The organism is Psychroserpens damuponensis (assembly GCF_000826655.1).
In the GTDB taxonomy this organism is placed as follows: domain Bacteria; phylum Bacteroidota; class Bacteroidia; order Flavobacteriales; family Flavobacteriaceae; genus Psychroserpens; species Psychroserpens damuponensis.
Genome location: NZ_JXJO01000041.1, coordinates 1 through 1,165, shown reverse-complemented (window position 1 = coordinate 1,165; position 1,165 = coordinate 1). Strand labels below are relative to the sequence as shown.

The window sequence follows — 1,165 nt, the reverse complement described above, 5'->3', positions numbered from 1 at the left end:
CCTGCTCCTAATACGCCATCTCCATTATCAGTAATTGATGCACTCTTCTCGGCAATGAGACTTGGATCTTCTGGTATAAGAGTGTCTGTTGGATCATCTGGATCTCCATCATTATCTGGATCAATATTATCTGGATCGTTTGGATCATCACTATCATCTGTCACTGCAGTATCTAATGGACTATCACCTGATGCTAATACTGTATTACTAACTCCTCCTGCATCTACATCATCTTGCGTAATTACATACGTAGCTAAATACGTTGCTATCTCACCTACTAATAAAGTACCTTCTAAACTACCTGCATCTGCATTATCAAATGTTGGTCCTGTGGTTAAGGTTAATACGGTTCCATCTGCATCGGTTAACGTATCAACAATACCAACATTACTTAATGTCGAATTACCTGTATTCTCAACTGTAATTGTGTAGTTGATTGTATCGCCTGCTCCTAATACGCCATCTCCATTATCAGTAATTGATGCACTCTTCTCGGCAATGATACTTGGGTTATCGATAACTGTATCTGTTGGATCATCTGGATCTCCATCATTATCTGGATCAATATTATCTGAATCGTTTGGATCATCACTATCGTCAGTTACTGTAGTATCATCTGGACTATCTCCTGATGCTAATACTGTATTACTAACTCCTCCTGCATCTACATCATCTTGTGTAATTACATAAGACGCTAAATACGTTGCTGTCTCACCTACTAATAAAGTACCTTCTAAACTGCCTGCATCTGCATTATCAAATGTTGGTCCTGTGGTTAAGGTTAATACGGTTCCATCAAAATCGGTTAAGGTATCTGTTATCGTGACACCATCTAATGTAACGTTACCTGTATTCTCAACTGTAATTATGTAGTTAATTGTATCTCCTGCTCCTAATACGCCATCTCCATTATCAGTAATTGATGCACTCTTCTCGGCAATGAGACTTGGATCTTCTGGTATAAGAGTGTCTGTTGGATCATCTGGATCTCCATCATTATCTGGATCAATATTATCTGAATCATTTGGATCATCACTATCATCTGTCACTGTAGTATCATCTGGACTATCGCCTGATGCTAATACTGTATTACTAACTCCTCCTGCATCTACATCATCTTGTGTAATTACATAAGACGCTAAGTATGTTGCTGTCTCTCCTACTA

Annotated in this window: 1 protein-coding gene; it reads right to left on the bottom strand. The window is 38.5% G+C overall.

From position 1 onward, the window contains the following. On the bottom strand, window positions 1-1,165 hold a 1,165-nt coding region (locus TD29_RS17060; protein WP_040282622.1), incomplete at both ends, for a DUF7507 domain-containing protein.